The organism is Enterococcus sp. HMSC072F02, from assembly GCF_001837725.1.
GTDB classification, from domain to species: Bacteria; Bacillota; Bacilli; order Lactobacillales; family Enterococcaceae; genus Enterococcus_B; species Enterococcus_B lactis.
Genome location: NZ_KV833879.1, coordinates 1 through 15060, shown reverse-complemented (window position 1 = coordinate 15060; position 15060 = coordinate 1). Strand labels below are relative to the sequence as shown.

The following is a 15060-nucleotide window of genomic DNA, read 5'->3' as shown; positions in this document are numbered from 1 at the left end:
ATAGATTTTTTGGAAAACTTTGCAACAGAACCTTTTGGCTGGCGCCGTGATCGCCAAAGATGCGCAAGTAGGGGAGCGCTTGAATTATTTAGCCAATACTTCAGGCCCGACCTTGAGCAGCTTTGATACGTGGTTATTTATCCGAAGTTTAAAGACGCTGCCGTTGCGCTTTGAACGACAGGAAGCCAACGCCAAGGAAGTTGGCCGCTTTTTACGAGCCCATCCGGCGGTCAAAGAGGTGCTGTACCCAAATGCAGGGGCGATGATCAGTATTCGGGTGCTTGATGAAACCAAAATCAGCGGCTTCTTAGCGGCATTAAAGGTCTTTACCTTTGCGGAAAGCCTGGGTGGTGTGGAAAGTCTCATCACGTATCCAACGACACAGACCCACGCAGATATTCCTCAAGAGGTACGAGAATCTTATGGATTGACGCCGGATCTTTTACGGATCTCCATTGGGATCGAAAGTAGTAAAGATTTGATCGATGACTTAGAAAATGCACTGAAGATATTCAAATAACCCAACCACAGATCAGCTAGTGAAAAACTTACTTTTGTAGAGTAATTTTATTGACAGTTTTAGTTGTATAGGATAAAGTTACACTACATATGAATGGTGAGTCCGATGTTTTCGGTTGACGGCAACAGGGATTAACCATTTCTCCTTTGAAAAAGTAGGTTGTTTTGAGAAACAGAGGGGAAATTGGTCTAGTTGGACCATTCGAAAAGGAAATAGGACGATTGATCTGAGGAGGGAACAAAAGGGGAAAAAAGGGATGAAAAGAAATGTAGTAAATGTGTTGACGACAGGAGTGATTGGGCTGCTTGCCTTGTTTAGCTTGGCTGCCTGTGGCACCAACCAAGCGGATGAAGAAACGACCGTCGTCAAATTAGGTGTCGTTGGCGAACAAAATGAAGCCTGGGAACATGTGCAAGAAGAATTGAAGGAAAACGAAAATATCGACTTGCAACTGGTGAAGTTCACCGATTATCGCCAACCAATCGTCGCACTAGAGGATGGGTCTATCGATCTTCACGCAGCATTGACGGAAATTTTTATGGATAATGTCAACGAAGAAAGTGGTTATTCCAACACGACGATTGCGTATACGACATTAAACCCACTTGGTATTTATTCCGATAAAATCACTGATGTCAGCGAATTGGCAGATGGTGCTACGGTGGCTTTACCCAATGATGTGTCAAATGAAAGCCGCGCACTATTACTCTTACAAACGGCCGGTTTGATCACTTTGGATGAATCAAAAGGGTTACTGCCAACAACGAGTGATGTCACTGAGAATCCCAAAGCCTTGAAATTTGAGCTGCTTGATTCCAATCAAACGGCTCGGGCAATGACCGATGTCGACATCTCTTTGATCAACAACGGCATGGCAGTCGATGCTGGCTTGGTTCCTACAGAAGATGCGATTTTCTTAGAACCTGTGGCTGACTCCTCCACGCCCTATTATAATGTCATTGCTGCGCGAGCAGACGAAGCAGAAAATGATGTGTATCAAACGGTCGTAGCGTATTACCAGACCGATGAAGTAAAAGCAATTATTGACGAAGTTACCAAGAAATCAAGTATCCCTGTTTGGGAATAAAAAGCAAAAAATCTACTATAATTATATAGGAACAGGAAGTAGGATGGAAAAATGATCAATTGGAAAAAAGGTTTAGCAAGTGTTGCCGTCGTCGGACTAGGATTCGTTCTAGCAGCTTGCGGTGGATCAAATACAGAGGAAACGGCAACCAGCAGTGCAGCTGGTGCTGGCGATGATGCAACATTCACTTATGCCATCAGCGGGGACCCATCGTCCACCAACCCGATCAACACCAGTGATCGCTGGGGCTTGACAGTGACAAACATGATCTATTCTCCACTCGTTACAGTGGAAGCAGATGGAACAACACAAAATGCGTTAGCAGAATCAGTGGAACCGGCGGAAGACGGCCTTTCATTGACCGTGCATTTGAAACAAGATGTCAAATGGTCTGATGGCGAAGATTTTACTGCCGATGACGTTGTTTTCACGTATGAACAAAAAGTCAAAAAAGAAAACGGCAATGCCGATTCGCTTTGGGTCGACGACCAGCCGATCGCGATCGAAAAAGTGGATGAATACACCGTGAAATTTGTGTTGCCAACACCGAGTGCAGCAGCGATCAGCAATATCGCAACCGAAACATACATCATTCCAGAGCACATCTTTAAAGATGTTAGCGACTTTTCGGTCAGTGAACTGCCTGAAAAACCAGTTGGTACGGGTCCATATCAATTGAAAGAATACAAACGTGGTGAGTACTTTACTTTTGAAGCCAATGAAAACTATTATGGCGGCAAGCCTTCGATTCAAAACGTGACCTTGCGGATCATTGAAAGTACTGATACGGCCAAAGTTGCTTTGCAAAAAGGGGAAGTTGATGCAGCCGTTGTTTTGCCTTCAGATATCGAAGACTTAGATGATACGCAAATTTCTGTTTATCCCTATACAGAAAACCGCATCGGATACTTAGGCTTAAATACTCATTCAGATGCATTACAAGATGTGAAGGTCCGTCAAGCAGTATTGTTTGCTTTGAACAAAGATGAATTAAATCAAGCAGCGTATTTAGATGAAGACTATTATGCAACACCGTATTCATTCTTACCACCGAACAATCCATACGTTACCGAAGATGTCGAGAAATATGAAACAAATGCTGAAAAAGCAAAAGAGCTTTTACAAGAAGCAGGTGTCACTGATTTGTCATTGAACTTGGCGTTCAACTCAACTGACCCAGCTCAAACGATCCAAGCTACGTTGATCCAACAACAATTGCAACAAGCAGGCATTACAGTTACCCTTGAAGGGGGCGATGGTACTGCGATCTTCACTGAGTTGAAAAAACCTGATTCAACGAAATACAACCTGTTCCTTGGCGGGTATATCATGGGGAATGACCCTGACTTATACGGCAGTTTATTCGAAACTGGCGGCAGTGCCAACTACTTCCAAAGCAATAGCGAAACCATTGACAATTTGTTTGCGCAAGCAGCAGTTGAATTGGACACAGACAAGCGTGAAGCATTGTACGATGATCTGCAAAAAGCCATTGCTGACGAAGCGATCATTTACCCAATCGTTGACAACAAGAAAATCTTAGCGGTCAATAACCGAATTGGTAATGTAGAAGATGCAGGCTTGATTCCAATCTATACATTCGAAGATATGTCTAAATTGACAATCAAGTAAATCCATTGGCTGTGATAAAGAGGAATCTTTTTTATCACAGCTTTTTTCTATGAAAAAGAAAGAAGGTCAATTATGTTTCGATATATTGCAAAACGAGTATTGCAAGCAATCCCTTTGCTATTTGTGATCTCTTTTATCGTATTTTCACTTATACATATCGCCCCGTATGATGTGATCGATTCCATCACGACACCGAATATGTCACAAGAGCAAATCGATCTGTTGCGGCAGCGCTATGGCTTGGATCAACCCTTTTTGGTTCAATATTTTCTTTGGATCAGAAATGTTCTTACTGGTAATCTTGGCTTTTCGTTGGTTTCTCAAAGCAGCATTTCACAAGAACTTGCGACTCGGATCCCGAATACGATGCGGCTAGTGATCCCTGCATATTTGACGGCTTTATTGCTGGCGATCATTTTAGGCCTGTTAGCCGCTGCCAACAAAGGAAAGATTTGGGATCGGATCATTGATGCTGTAGCATCTCTAGGGATCGCCGTGCCGACCTTCTGGTTTGCGATGATCTTGATTTATGTATTTGGTTACTTATTGAATATGTTCCCGATCATTGGCATGTATACAGTCGGCAAAGAAGGGGATTTTGGCGATTTTCTGCAGCACTTTATTTTGCCTTATATCACATTGACTGTCGCCTTCTTCCCAGATTTGACAAGGTATATTCGGGCATCAGCGACTCAGCAAGTATCAGAAGACTACGTAATGGTGCAACGGGCATTCCACGCCAGCAAATGGCAGATTTTCAGTCGTCACATTAGTCGCAATATTTTGATTCCCGTTGTCACCCAAATCGGCTTGGCGTTACCGATGTTGGTCACAGGAGCGATTATCACAGAAACGATCTACGGCTGGCCGGGCGTCGGACCTTACTTGATGAGTGCAACGAAAAGCCTCGATTATCCTGTGATCATGGCGATCATGCTGCTGTCAGCAACACTGGTCATCTTAGGGAATTTGTTAGCGGATGTATTATATTCCGTGGTTGATCCACGTATCCGTAAAGGAGGGAGCAAGTAATGAAACGTTTCAAAAAAATCAGTGAAGTCATGCTTGCTTCGCCCATCTATACTTTTTCTGTCGTTTTCTTGACCCTATTGATCGTTCTATCGCTTGTTGCACCTTTGATCCCGATCGATCCCAATGCAACGGATGTCAGCAACATGTCACAGCCACCGAGTTGGTCTCATTTATTTGGTACTGATGAAGTGGGGCGGGATTACTTTATTCGGGTCGTCTACGGCGGTCGGGTGTCCTTGTTTGTAGGTGTTTTGGCAATGATCACTGCGACGTTTATCGGGACCCTTGTCGGTCTTGTTTCTGGCTACTTTGGCGGATGGATCGATAACTTGCTGATGCGGCTCGTCGATGTGTTGTCATCGATTCCTTGGCTGGTGTTAGTGATCGTTTTGAGCGTTTTTTTACGTCCTGGACTAACCACGATCATTATTGTGATCGGCGGGTTTTCATGGATGAACATCGCTCGTTTGATTCGTGGTGAAACGTTAGCAGCGAAAGAACGGGAGTATGTTGCTTACGGGAAATTTATCGGCCGTTCTTCATTCAGTATTATCGTGAAGCATGTTTTCCCAGCAGTACTGCCAACCTTGATCGTTGCGGCATCCGCAAGTATTTCTGGGGCGATCATGACCGAATCAGCGTTGAGCTTCCTCGGATTAGGCATTCAGCAGCCGATGGCTTCGTGGGGCAGTCTGTTGCAAAATGCGCAAAACAGCTTGCAGCGGGCACCATACATGGCGATCCTTCCAGGGCTCTTTGTTATTTTCACCATCTATTCCTTCAACAACATCGGCGACATGATCAAACATGTCTTGCAAAGGGAGGTGTGACCGATGAAGACAGAATTGTTAGCGATCGAAGCGTTGAATGTGACGTTTCACAGCAAAACCGGTCCGAAACCGTTAGTCAAAAAGCTGGATCTAGTGATTCCAAAAGGCAAAGTGGTTGGGATCGTCGGCGAATCTGGTAGTGGCAAAAGTATGACCATGAAAAGTGTCATGGATCTTTTGCCTGATAAGGTGACCGATCACTATGCCAGTTATACATTTGAAGGAGCAGCAGTGACCGATCGTCGAACATTACCGATCGCCATGATTTTTCAAGACCCGATGACTTCGTTGAATCCTTTGCGTACGATTGGCTATCATTTGATCGAAGTGATTCGCCGCTCACAAAACATATCGAAAAAAGCAGCTCAAGAAATCGCCGTCAAAGAGTTAGAAAAAGTCGGCATACCTTTTCCAGTACAACGTATGAAACAATATCCCCACGAGTTATCAGGAGGGATGCGTCAGCGGGTGATGATCGCCATGGCTTTATTGGCGCAACCGAAATTGCTGATCGCAGATGAACCGACGACGGCTTTAGATGTGACGATCCAAGCACAGATTTTGGCCTTGATCAAAAACCTGCAAAGAGAGAACCAGCTTTCCGTCGTCCTTGTGACCCATGACTTTGGGGTCGTTGCAGGAATGTGCGACTTTATTAAAGTGATGTATCAAGGTCGAGTCGTGGAAGAAGGCACCACGGAAGAGATCTTTTATCAACCTGCGCATCCTTATACGAAACAATTATTGCAAGCGGCACATTTAGGCGACAAGCATGCCGAATTAAAAGTCTTTGACTATCATGAGACATTGGCAAATGAGTTGCAAGAAACGCAGTTATCTAAGACCCATCGCGTTTGGTGCAATCAGGAGGTGACAGAATAATGGAAGAACTGATTCGCGTAGAACATGCGACGAAAACCTTTCGCAGCAAAAACTGGCGCGGCACTGTCAGTGAAGTCCGAGCGGTCGAAGATGTCAGTCTAACGATCCATCGGGGCGAGACATTGGGGCTAGTAGGGGAATCTGGGAGTGGGAAAACCACTTTAGGACGCAGTATTTTAAATTTAGAGACTTTAACAAGCGGGGAGATTTTCTTTGAAGGCAAAGAGCTAACAGCATTGACGGCAGAAGATCGCAAAGCAGCGTATCAGCAAATGCAGATCATTTTCCAAGATCCGTATTCATCATTGAATCCCCGCATGACGGCACTTGAACTGGTGATGGAGCCGTTGTATCATGAAACGAAAGATGCTGCCCGAGCGAAAGCCAAAGAAATCTTAGCGATCGTCGGGATCACGGGTGATGATGTCCATAAACTGCCCCGCAGTTTCAGCGGCGGACAACGGCAACGGATCGGTATCGCTCGTGCGGTGGTCAATCGCCCGGCGTTCGTCTTGTGTGATGAACCGACTTCGGCATTAGATGTCTCCATTCAGGCTCAGATCATCCAATTGCTGCTGCGTTTGCAAAAAGAGTTTTCATTGTCTTATTTGTTCATTTCCCATGACTTGTCCGTGATTCGTCATATCAGTGACCGAACAGCCGTCATGTATCAAGGGAAACTAGTTGAATTGGCACCCACCGACCGTTTGTTTGACAATCCGCTGCATCCCTACACGAAGAAATTATTAGCAGCAGCGCCGATCGCTGATCCTGTGTTAGCAAGAGGTGCGATGGAACAAACGGAGATTCAAAGCACGATTACTTTGACACCATTGTATGAATGGGTCGAAGTTGAACCAGATCATTTTGTGAGGAGAGAAAAACGATGACAGTAGAAACATTGACGATCCATCAAGGAAGCGACAAACTTGAAATGACGACCCCAACTGGCAATTGGGTGTTAGCACGGGAAAAAGGCTATTCGCCAGTCCAAATGCTGGTGAGTGCGGTCGCTGCTTGCGGTGGCTATGTATACGCATCCGTCTTAGAGAATTCAAAAATCACAGCAGAAATCGAAAAGATCGAAGTCAGCTATGACCGAGACGACAACAAAAAAGCCCAACCAGTCAGTGCCATCCACATTCAGTTTTATGCGAAAATCGCTGAAGCCGACCATGACAAAGCGACCCGTTGCCTAAAACTCGTTTCACCAAATTGCCCCGTGATCCAATCATTAGATCCAGCGATCGAAGTGACGGAAACGGTGACGTTTATTTAATCGAAAAAGACTTTGTGTGCCTGAAACCAATAGGCGTACAAAGTCTTTTGGCTCTATAATTTATGGGACTGATGAATCAGAATTGATTCTTCAGCCCCATTTTCATTTTAGGTATTAAAAAACATATCGTTCTCTAGTATGATTAAATCACCACAAAATAAACAACTGAGAGGACGATATGCTATATGAATGATTCTATCAAAAAAATGCTGAGAATAATAGAGAAAGATTTGATGATTACAGAGGTCTCTTACGAGACCCTTCAGAAGAAAAAGACGTTGGTCGTCGATGCTGTTCTCTCGCCTACTCCTCGTGCTTGTAGAAGTTGTGGTTCTACTGTGGTAGATGGAAACGGGAAAGCAATTATAGTGAAAAATGGGAAGAAGGAAACGATTGTCCGTTTTGAACAATAAAATCATATGCCTTTGGTTATGCGCCTAAAAAAGCAGCGCTATACCTGTAAAAACTGTCGCACCCATTGGACTGCTCAAAGTTATTTTGTCCAACCCAGACATTCAATCGCAAATCATGTTAGATATAAAATTGCTTCTTTACTGACTGAAAAAGTATCTTTATCTTTTATTGCGAAAAGCTGTCAGGTATCTTTGACCACCGTTATTCGTACATTGAAAGAGTTTAAAAGCTATTTACCAAAGCAATCTAAGAAGATTCTCCCCAGAGTATTGATGGTTGATGAATTTCGTTCGCATGCTTCTATAGAAGATAAAATGAGCTTTATTTGTGCAGATGGCGAAACAGGAAAATTAATAGATGTTTTGCCTACGCGTAAATTACCTCGATTAACAAGCTATTTCTTAGGTTGTACCAATCCAGAAGAAGTAGAATTCTTGGTGACAGACATGAACGCCGCCTACTTCCAGCTCACCAAACGTGTTCTGCCAAATGCGAAAGTCGTGATTGATCGGTTTCATATTGTCAAACACATGAATCAAGCGTTCAATGAGTTGCGTATCCGTGAAATGAATGAACTTCGTAAAGCCGGACAGAAAAGCCAGGCAGAAAAACTGAAAAAGAACTGGCGCTTTTTGCTAAAAAATCGTGCAAACATCAACCATTATGAATAAAAAACATGGAAAAGTTTCCGAGCACCAAAATACCCATTTCTTACTGAAGCAATGATGATTGATCGATTGCTTGAGTTTTCTCCGCCCCTAAAGGAGGCGTATCCCTTTTTTCATGAATTAGTTGAAGCCTTTCGAGACAAAGACCTGACTTATTTGTCTCCTTATTGGCAGAACTTCCCGAAACGTTAGATGACAGCTTTCGGGAAAAGCTTCAAAACCTTCTGACCTATGAAGAAGGCATCACCAACGCAATGATCTATCCTTATTCCAATGGAAAAATAGAAGCGAAGAATACCCACATAAAGACAATGAAACGAGTATCCTACGGATTTAAATCATTTGAGAACATGAGAATTAGAATCTTTTTGATCAATCAATTAATCAATGTAAGATAACAAAAAATCTGAGCCAGAATGTGGTTCATTCTGACTCAGATTTGATTTTGCACAACTCATTAGTCCTTATTGACAAAGAGCCTACTAAGATCTTTAACTTTTACGCCATCCTAATCATTTTTTCGCCCATGAATAATTTTTTCTGTTATTAAGTTAAAACCCATTTTTAAGATATTGTAAATTAATAAGCATGATTTTAGACTACTGGATTTTTAGAATTGCAACCTAATTTCAATCCGTAACTAGTCTATCTTTTATCAATAATACAAGATAACAAGTGTAGATTAAACGGAGCAGGGACTATAAGTTAAGCTAGATGACGTCTCCCATTAGTTTAAAACTTTATAAGGTGTGAATTGCAATAATCAAGAGGGAAAAAGTTGAGCAAATCTTAAAAAAAGATAATTGAGATTATGATGAGTTTAAAGAGAAGGCTACTAGAAAAAATTTATGACTATTTTACAGCAGAAAATTGCTGTTTTAGATAACGATGATGAAGTGGAAGAATAGGTCTACTCTCTTTTTGTTTTACAGGAAAGAATGATGAATGTGCTGACAAAACTATACTGTTGGATTTTTCTGACATACTAACAACAAGCATCATCCTTAGTAGTTAAATGCAATCAATATAAGCAGTTTAATTTTCACTTGTAACCTGTAAAAATAGGGAAGCTTATGTATATTGGGATATAAAGTATAGCTAGAAATATTGAGCGAATTTTTTATTAGTACACTAAAGATGTTAAGTTGAATCTAAATAAATCAAAGAATTACTTTAGAATTTTCAGTTTAACTTCCGGATCGCTATTCTTCAAATTTGATTTTTAGAGTATAATAGGCAAAAATTCATTTTGAAGGAATGATCAGTATGCCTAAAGTGGCTGTAATGGCGGGAACACCTATTGATACTAGGATGGGAGCTGATCTATTGAACGAAATTTCCTGTGAATTGTTAGAAGTACCTATTTCAGAAAATCCAGCTCAACAGACCTATTTCCAAACACTTCCAGTCTTCGAAAAGATGCACCAAATTGAAGTGAAAATAAAAGATCTACAGAGTAAAAAAATTGATTTACTGTTGGTTTATTGTAATTCACTGAGTGCATCGATTGATTTTGATTTTCTGGCTAAGAAATATTCAATGAAGATTATCACACCATTTCAAGTATATGCGGATTTGGCTCAAAAACACGAGCGTATTGGTGTGTTGACCGCTAATGGTCAAGGAGCGGCTGGAATAGAAAGTGTTTTAGTGCAGCACCATTCAACAATACGAGTTTATAATGTCACGAATCTGGATTGGGTACATGCGGTGGAAGCAAAGATCCACCCTAGTATTATTGTAGAACAATTTGGACTGACGGATTCAATGAGTTTTTTTATGAAAAATCAAGTCGAAGCGATTTTGATCGGTTGTACTCATTTTCCTTATTTTCTTACAGAATATCAGTCCAGAACGAGAATTCCTTGTATCAATCCAGATGATGCATTAATAGAAAAAGTCAAATCAATACTTTAATAAGCATTGGTTTGACACAGACAATAACTTAGGATTTTTTTGTTTTATTTTTTAGCCAAATAAGCATCAATGTGTGTTTTTATTTTTTCAAAGTCTCTCTCCAAAAATAAAATAGTCGGAATCTGAATGACCGGCAAATTACGCTCATTATTAAACGGTCCAAAGGGCTCTGGTAGCACCAATAGATCAATCATATCCTTATCTTTGGTATAATTTGCTGATACGTCATAATACTGAGAGAAAAAAGCTAAAAGATCATCAATGTTACGTCTAGCGCGGGTCGCAAATATTGTGGTAGAACCAACGCCACTATTAGAAGTAAGCATAAAATAGATTTTAGTCATTACGAATTCTCCTTTTTAAATAAAATATAGCGGTAGCTTTATGTTTGACTAACTATGCTTGCAAATAAAGTTAAAATTATAAGAAAAGGGGAATAAGAGCATGTTAAACAAAAGAATAGCAAATAAAAATGATTATAAATTAGTTTTAGAAATTTGGGAGAAGTCAGTAAAGCAAACCCATGATTTTCTAGCTGAAGCAGATTTTAATTTTTATAAAGCAATCATTCCTGAGAACTTAGATGAGGTTAAACTTTATTTATGGGAAGATAACGGAGAAATTGTCGGTTTTAGTGGTGTAAGTGCAGAAGAATTAGTTATGCTATTTCTTGATCCAGATTTTATTGGTAAGCGATATGGTAGTCAAATATTAATTGAGCTGATTGAAACTGAAGATATAAAAAGAATTGATGTTAATAGTCAAAATAAATATGCAAAACATTTTTATTTAAGCCATGGATTTGAAATTGAATCTGAAGAAGACTTAGATGGTTTTGGTAAACCATACCCTATAACGCATTTAGTAAAAAAATAATTCATGAATGGTTTATTACCTGATTGAACATGAATAAAAGTAATATTTTTATTTTGATGGCCTATTTCTAGGTTATGAATTATCCAGATCAAATTTGTGTATTACATTCAGTAATAAGGTGCTTATCTTAGGATCAACTTATGATACTAGCTGACCAAGGATGTACCAGTTATAGAAAATCAGTTAAAGTAAAAATGATAATAATCTTATGTCAACACTGATTTAGGCTGACCTGTGGGTTAGGAGAAAGACAGGTCGGTAGCTTTTAATACAAAAAATGGCTTGTATGTATCTAGATAGTTAACTGAAATTAGAAATGTTCTTATTTTTAACGGAGTAAGAAAAATAGGTGCTTTAGGTCTGAATACTTTTTCAATATAATGAAGATATCAAAGGCGACAGGAGTGTTTTTATGAATAAGAATCCTCATAATCTAAAGTTGGTAGCAGTAGATATGGATGGAACATTTGCTCGTACTGATTACACATACGATATCCCAAGGTTCAAGGCTGTTTTATCGCGAATGAAAGCTGTTGATTGTCAATTTGTTGTTGCAAGTGGAAATCAATACTACCAATTGAGATCGTTATTTCCAAATTATTATGATGAATTAAGTTTTGTTGCTGAAAATGGTGCTTTTGTTAAAGATAAAACAGAGGTACTATTTTCAGCCGATATGCCTAGAAAAGCGATCGAGGTGGTCCTTGATTTATGTAAAGACTATCCTGAAGTAAAAAATGTGATGTGTGGTCTGAATAGTGCCTACTGTGAAAGAGGAAAGGTGAGTCAAGCATTTTTTGATCTAACCAATATCTATTACCCTAGATTAGAATGGGTAGCTGATTTTGCAGAAGTTCAAGATAAAATTTTAAAATTTGCTCCGACTATGCCTGTTGAAAAAACCGAATTTTACGTTGAATTGTTCCGTGAAAAATTAGCCGGGCTATTAGTACCTACCAGTAGTGGTCATGGTTCTGTAGACTTGATTCTTTCTGAGTGCCATAAAACTTTCGGCTTGAAAATGTTAGTTGAGCGCTTGGGGATTAATCCTGACCAGTGCGTTGCTTTTGGAGATGGGGGCAATGACATTGAGATGTTGGAGTATTGTGGTCTGAGTTATGCAATGGATAATGCAACGGAAGCTGTTAAGCAAGTTGCTAAGCATCAATGTCCTTCAAATGACGAAGACGGTGTTTTAGTGACGCTCGATCGATTGTTCCCTAACACGTAAACACTAGGTAATTCATCAAAAAACCTCGATATAAGAAATATTCGAGGTTTTAAAACTATATTTAGAATAGATTTACGAAGCGTCTGATGAGTCAAAATAGACTTGGACATTGCTATCTAAAATACCACTTTCATTCTTTAAACGAATTGTTTGATTTGATGGAGTTACCTCTAATACTAAATGCCCATTAATAAAGGTAGTATCGTATTCAGATGTTTTAACTGTTGCTTCTTCGCAAGGTATTGTTAAATCATATGCTGGAATATAATGTTGTGTGGAAACTAATAAAAAACGATCACCAATCATACAGCATCCCTCTGCTGAAGAAAATTGATTAGAGCCATCATTTAAAGTTAACAAGAATCCATCCTTTAAACGAGGTACTTGCTTAAATACTTCTGGTTGTACTTCTAAAAATAAATTATCGCTCATTTTCACGACCACCATCGACTTCCACAGTTGAAATTGACATTTTATTTAACACACCTATTCCCCCTTAACTATAACTCAATTCTATATAAAAAATATTCTATTCTCAAATAATTGAACTTTTCAAATCGCCAATTTACTTCGGCTTTATCAGAGCTCATTCATATCAAGAGCGATTAACGCTGTAAAAATTAAACCGAAGATCTGATAAATTTTCTCTATTTTCTACAATATTTAAAACGCTTCCTTAGTCTATTATATATCTATTTCTCTTAGGAGTATGTTTAGATGTTTGAATAATAGTTGCCCAACTTTAAAGGTTATTCTTATAATATTTTACTTCATTTTCCAATAGAAAATTCAAAGGATTACTGGTTTTTCTAAAATAGTTTAGTTTAAATACATAAGTATCCTCCGACACTGTATTAGTTCATAATCATCTAAATACAAAATTTTCAAATAAAAATATTTCAAGCTCTATCGTTGACGAATGTAAACGATACTTATAAAGTAATAGAAATTGATTACATTTGTAAACTTAAAATGGTTAATTTATCTCACATAAAACTAAGAATAAAATAATGATTAAAAGTGGTTAGTTTTTATACGATTTAGCCTATCGGTAAAAATGAATTAACTTGGTAGATAAAGGAGAAGAAAGATGAAGACGATAGCAGTAGTTGGCGGTCATGGACAGGTTGGAAAAGGTAATGTTAGAGAGTTAACAAATCATGGGTATTTCGTTGTTTTAATGGGAAGAAATTTAAAAAAAATGGAAGTATTTGCCCAAGAATTTTTACCCATTCTAGAACAGAGTGAAGTAGACTTGAATAAATTTGTTATTCCTGAAAAACTTGCTGATCTTGATATGGTAATTGTTTGTTTGGACCAAACGGATACCCAGTTTGTCGAACAATGTCAAAAATTAGGAATTGATTATTTGGATATCAGTGCCAATAGTGATTTTTTGAAAAAAGTTAATTTGCTACCCATTCCTGAAAAAAGGAAGAGAGTCATTGGTTTAGGGTTAGCACCTGGTGTTACCAACTTAGCCGCGGCCGCGTACACTAAGAAAGAGCCATCTGCTCAAATGATAGTAATTGATGTCCTTTTAGGAATAGGTGATCGTCACGGTGAAGCAGCAGTAAGATGGACCTTTGAGCAATTAAATCGTACGTATATACATCCTAAATGGGCACAACCAATTGAAAATTTTGTCTATAGTCGAAAAACGGATTTTGGACCACCATTTGGGAAGCGTCGCAGTGCTAACTTTGGCTTTGCCGATCAGCATTTACTTTTTTCTGCAGATCCTTCACGCAATTATGTAACATTTCTCGGTTTGGATCAAAATTGGTTGACTGCATTGTTAAGAACAATAAAAAAAGTTGGACTAGCAAGACTTTTTAAAAATCCAAGAGTAATAAAGAGCCCCGTATGGTTCATGAAACTAGGATTAGTCGGAGATCGTTCTTTTGTTGTAAAAGTATCAAATGGACAAGTTAAAGATCCTGAAAAAATTGTTCTCTTTGGAGAAGAAGAAGCAAAAATGACTGCAGAAATCCCGGTATTTGTTGCGAACAAAATTTTAATAGAGACATTACCAAATGGGCATTACCATTTAACAGAACTAACTACCATGTCGGAGATACTAAGTCAGCTTCCACGTTTATCAGCCACAGAATAAATTGAAAAACTTTTTACACTATGAAAAATGGAAACAAGCTTCTCTAATTTGTTAAAATTATTCTTTTATTCTATCATTTCAACAAATATGTTGTAGTATGCAATAGCTTTTTTAGATTAAATTATAGTATTTAATTTTTTCTATAGTAATAAAATTCTATATCAACCAGATTACAATAATAGTTCTTGCTGTGACAGATATCGACCTTATATTGCGAGACACTTATACTTAAAACGAATTGGATGTGAAGTTACTTGATTGAAAGAGAAGAAGCTGAGGAAATAATGAAAAAATATAATCGCAGCTATGGAGAATTTGAAGAAAAGGCTACTCGAAAAGAGTTTATGACTGTTTTACAGTGGGTAGCTGAAGAATCTAATCGGAAACAGCGAAAGATTGCGGGATTGGATAAAGAGGAAGAGCAGTAGGCAAAAGCCCACTGTTCTTCTTAGTAAAAATGCCTAAAAAGGAAGTAAATGAATTTTAAATTGTAATCCTAAAATCTGTTTTACAAGAAGCTACTGATAGTGAGTATCTAGTACAAATGGATAGGCTACAATTAACTAGACAGAAAAA

At 39.0% G+C, this 15060-nt stretch carries 14 protein-coding genes and 2 pseudogenes; 14 read left to right on the top strand and 2 right to left on the bottom strand.

Going from position 1 to position 15060, the window contains the following annotated elements; genetic code table 11:
• Window positions 1-28 precede the first annotated feature (28 nt).
• The 10 genes and pseudogenes from HMPREF2731_RS00315 to HMPREF2731_RS00265 all read left to right on the top strand — a co-directional run.
• Window positions 29-520 (top strand): annotated as a pseudogene (locus HMPREF2731_RS00315) (PLP-dependent transferase); the annotation flags it as partial.
• 256 nt (window positions 521-776) lie between these two features.
• Entirely contained in the window at window positions 777-1607 is an 831-nt protein-coding gene (locus tag HMPREF2731_RS00310; protein ID WP_002307592.1) for a MetQ/NlpA family ABC transporter substrate-binding protein, read from the top strand.
• Between the two features lie 51 nt (window positions 1608-1658).
• Window positions 1659-3239, top strand: coding sequence for an ABC transporter substrate-binding protein (locus HMPREF2731_RS00305; RefSeq protein WP_002314378.1), 1581 nt, complete (start codon window positions 1659-1661; stop codon window positions 3237-3239).
• Between the two features lie 72 nt (window positions 3240-3311).
• Window positions 3312-4271 carry an ABC transporter permease gene (locus HMPREF2731_RS00300; protein ID WP_002307597.1) on the top strand — a complete coding sequence of 320 codons (960 nt, stop codon included), beginning with the start codon at window positions 3312-3314 and terminating at the stop codon, window positions 4269-4271.
• The gene (locus HMPREF2731_RS00295; protein ID WP_002314376.1) at window positions 4271-5101 is read left to right on the top strand and encodes an ABC transporter permease; all 831 of its coding nucleotides are present in this window, start codon (window positions 4271-4273) and stop codon (window positions 5099-5101) included. Before HMPREF2731_RS00300 ends, HMPREF2731_RS00295 begins: the two co-directional genes overlap by 1 nt.
• A gap of 3 nt (window positions 5102-5104) precedes the next feature.
• Entirely contained in the window at window positions 5105-5983 is an 879-nt protein-coding gene (locus tag HMPREF2731_RS00290; RefSeq protein WP_016628348.1) for an ABC transporter ATP-binding protein, read from the top strand.
• Window positions 5983-6873 (top strand): ATP-binding cassette domain-containing protein, encoded by an 891-nt coding sequence (locus HMPREF2731_RS00285; RefSeq protein ID WP_002316738.1) that lies wholly within the window; start codon window positions 5983-5985, stop codon window positions 6871-6873. Before HMPREF2731_RS00290 ends, HMPREF2731_RS00285 begins: the two co-directional genes overlap by 1 nt.
• The gene (locus HMPREF2731_RS00280; protein WP_002307605.1) at window positions 6870-7262 is read left to right on the top strand and encodes an OsmC family protein; all 393 of its coding nucleotides are present in this window, start codon (window positions 6870-6872) and stop codon (window positions 7260-7262) included. Before HMPREF2731_RS00285 ends, HMPREF2731_RS00280 begins: the two co-directional genes overlap by 4 nt.
• Window positions 7263-7447: 185 nt before the next feature.
• Window positions 7448-8742, top strand: a pseudogene (locus HMPREF2731_RS13905) (ISL3-like element ISEfa11 family transposase).
• 868 nt (window positions 8743-9610) lie between these two features.
• On the top strand, window positions 9611-10261 hold the full coding sequence (locus tag HMPREF2731_RS00265) for an aspartate/glutamate racemase family protein (RefSeq protein ID WP_002332339.1): 651 nt from the start codon (window positions 9611-9613) through the stop codon (window positions 10259-10261).
• A 44-nt stretch (window positions 10262-10305) separates the two neighbouring features.
• On the opposite strand, the gene HMPREF2731_RS00260 is transcribed toward HMPREF2731_RS00265, so the two are convergent.
• Window positions 10306-10605 (bottom strand): hypothetical protein, encoded by a 300-nt coding sequence (locus HMPREF2731_RS00260; protein ID WP_002293555.1) that lies wholly within the window; start codon window positions 10603-10605, stop codon window positions 10306-10308.
• A gap of 100 nt (window positions 10606-10705) precedes the next feature.
• On the opposite strand from HMPREF2731_RS00260, the gene HMPREF2731_RS00255 reads away from it, so the two are divergent.
• Together HMPREF2731_RS00255 and HMPREF2731_RS00250 are read left to right on the top strand one after the other, a co-directional pair.
• The gene (locus tag HMPREF2731_RS00255) at window positions 10706-11137 is read left to right on the top strand and encodes a GNAT family N-acetyltransferase (RefSeq protein WP_002293556.1); all 432 of its coding nucleotides are present in this window, start codon (window positions 10706-10708) and stop codon (window positions 11135-11137) included.
• 412 nt (window positions 11138-11549) lie between these two features.
• Window positions 11550-12368, top strand: a complete 819-nt coding sequence (locus HMPREF2731_RS00250; protein WP_070872053.1) for a Cof-type HAD-IIB family hydrolase — start codon at window positions 11550-11552, stop codon at window positions 12366-12368.
• Window positions 12369-12440: 72 nt separating this feature from the next.
• Here HMPREF2731_RS00250 and HMPREF2731_RS00245 read toward each other — a convergent pair whose 3' ends face one another.
• On the bottom strand, window positions 12441-12800 hold the full coding sequence (locus HMPREF2731_RS00245; protein ID WP_070872051.1) for an iron-sulfur cluster biosynthesis family protein: 360 nt from the start codon (window positions 12798-12800) through the stop codon (window positions 12441-12443).
• Window positions 12801-13458: 658 nt separating this feature from the next.
• Between HMPREF2731_RS00245 and HMPREF2731_RS00240 the strand changes: the two genes are divergently transcribed.
• The gene (locus tag HMPREF2731_RS00240; RefSeq protein WP_070872049.1) at window positions 13459-14484 is read left to right on the top strand and encodes a saccharopine dehydrogenase NADP-binding domain-containing protein; all 1026 of its coding nucleotides are present in this window, start codon (window positions 13459-13461) and stop codon (window positions 14482-14484) included.
• A gap of 284 nt (window positions 14485-14768) precedes the next feature.
• Window positions 14769-14912 (top strand): hypothetical protein, encoded by a 144-nt coding sequence (locus HMPREF2731_RS14950; RefSeq protein ID WP_002329838.1) that lies wholly within the window; start codon window positions 14769-14771, stop codon window positions 14910-14912.
• The last annotated feature ends 148 nt before the right edge of the window (window positions 14913-15060 follow it).

Excerpts from the sequence above, each read along its gene's own strand:
- HMPREF2731_RS00310 (WP_002307592.1), top strand. The coding sequence starts at position 777 with ATGAAAAGAAATGTAGTAAATGTGTTGACGACAGGAGTGATTGGGCTG.
- HMPREF2731_RS00305 (WP_002314378.1), top strand. The coding sequence starts at position 1,659 with ATGATCAATTGGAAAAAAGGTTTAGCAAGTGTTGCCGTCGTCGGACTA.
- HMPREF2731_RS00300 (WP_002307597.1), top strand. The coding sequence starts at position 3,312 with ATGTTTCGATATATTGCAAAACGAGTATTGCAAGCAATCCCTTTGCTA.
- HMPREF2731_RS00295 (WP_002314376.1), top strand. The coding sequence starts at position 4,271 with ATGAAACGTTTCAAAAAAATCAGTGAAGTCATGCTTGCTTCGCCCATC.
- HMPREF2731_RS00290 (WP_016628348.1), top strand. The coding sequence starts at position 5,105 with ATGAAGACAGAATTGTTAGCGATCGAAGCGTTGAATGTGACGTTTCAC.
- HMPREF2731_RS00285 (WP_002316738.1), top strand. The coding sequence starts at position 5,983 with ATGGAAGAACTGATTCGCGTAGAACATGCGACGAAAACCTTTCGCAGC.
- HMPREF2731_RS00280 (WP_002307605.1), top strand. The coding sequence starts at position 6,870 with ATGACAGTAGAAACATTGACGATCCATCAAGGAAGCGACAAACTTGAA.
- HMPREF2731_RS00265 (WP_002332339.1), top strand. The coding sequence starts at position 9,611 with ATGCCTAAAGTGGCTGTAATGGCGGGAACACCTATTGATACTAGGATG.
- HMPREF2731_RS00260 (WP_002293555.1), bottom strand. The coding sequence starts at position 10,605 with ATGACTAAAATCTATTTTATGCTTACTTCTAATAGTGGCGTTGGTTCT.
- HMPREF2731_RS00255 (WP_002293556.1), top strand. The coding sequence starts at position 10,706 with ATGTTAAACAAAAGAATAGCAAATAAAAATGATTATAAATTAGTTTTA.
- HMPREF2731_RS00250 (WP_070872053.1), top strand. The coding sequence starts at position 11,550 with ATGAATAAGAATCCTCATAATCTAAAGTTGGTAGCAGTAGATATGGAT.
- HMPREF2731_RS00245 (WP_070872051.1), bottom strand. The coding sequence starts at position 12,800 with ATGAGCGATAATTTATTTTTAGAAGTACAACCAGAAGTATTTAAGCAA.
- HMPREF2731_RS00240 (WP_070872049.1), top strand. The coding sequence starts at position 13,459 with ATGAAGACGATAGCAGTAGTTGGCGGTCATGGACAGGTTGGAAAAGGT.
- HMPREF2731_RS14950 (WP_002329838.1), top strand. The coding sequence starts at position 14,769 with ATGAAAAAATATAATCGCAGCTATGGAGAATTTGAAGAAAAGGCTACT.